We start from the raw sequence: 1,126 nt of genomic DNA on the forward strand, positions 1-1,126 counted from the left end.
TTTTGTTCTTGTTTTGTTGCTGTTTCGTTAACATTAACATTAATATTAACGTTATCATTTTGTTGTTTTTTTGATTCTATTTCTTTTTCTTTATCTCTTGTCGCGCTATTTGGGAAAAGATTAGATACTTTACGAGTCAACATCATTCTGATCCTTAAACAGATTTTTATAGTAATATGCAAGTACATTATTTCTCTTTGCTAATGTTAATGGTAATTCTTCATTAGCGATTGCGTTAGCAAACTGAATACTTTTAGGTATAAAGGCATCAAAATAATGTACATTTTCAGATGTACAAAATTCCTTCGCGTGTAGCATAACAGTCTGATGTAAAACCGTATTCTTTTGCACGAGTGTAGACGCTACACCGGTTATTTTTAGACTTGGGTTATTTTGTTCACGGAATCCATTTAAGGCATCCATTAATTTAATTAACGATCTAACATTATATTTTTCCGGTTGGAAAGGTATCATGATATTATCCGTACAACAAATGACATTACTTTGAATCAATCCGGAACTAGGCGGGCTATCAAAAAGAATAACATCATACTCTTTTTCAATAGACATTAAAGCCACCTTCAATAAAAGATATGGATTAATATACTTATCCTGGTTTGGCAGAATATCAAAATCTAATAAACCCATATCAGAATTGGAAGGTAATACATCAATATTTTCATAGACATTAATAATTGCCTCTTTTGCCGGTACATAATCCACAAGAACGTCATACAATGTTATCTTGCATTCATCCGGATTTCTACCGAATGACAGTAGAACGTCACCCTGCTGATCAGCATCAACGATTAATACTTTTTTTCCTTGTTTAGCAAATAAGCCAGCAATATTTACAGTCATAGAAGACTTCAATACACCGCCTTTATTTTGCACAAAAGCCAATTTATAAGCCATTTTCATACCTCCCGCACTCTTAATAAAACCATTTCATAAAATTATCATAACATTAATGTTAATATTAGCATTTTATTAATTTGTTTTTATCACACATAAAATATTTCGTTGTTGATTCAATAATCCCATTAATAATCTTTCAAAATATTAATATTTACAATTCATTACGGTATGTGAAATTAAAGGCAGCTATTACACATCATTTTTTGTG

Annotated in this window: 1 protein-coding gene; it reads right to left on the reverse strand. The window is 30.6% G+C overall.

Annotated elements, in window-relative coordinates; genetic code table 11:
• Positions 1-129: 129 nt before the first annotated feature.
• Complete coding sequence (locus tag KVT27_RS23265) at positions 130-915, reverse strand: ParA family protein (protein ID WP_217582034.1); 786 nt, start codon at positions 913-915, stop codon at positions 130-132.
• Positions 916-1,126: the final 211 nt, after the last annotated feature.

Source organism: Lysinibacillus sp. GbtcB16, from assembly GCF_019091145.1.
In the GTDB taxonomy this organism is placed as follows: Bacteria; Bacillota; Bacilli; order Bacillales_A; family Planococcaceae; genus Lysinibacillus; species Lysinibacillus fusiformis.

Bases quoted from the DNA above. Each gene is read 5' to 3' on its own strand.
- KVT27_RS23265 (WP_217582034.1), bottom strand. From the start codon at position 915: ATGGCTTATAAATTGGCTTTTGTGCAAAATAAAGGCGGTGTATTGAAG.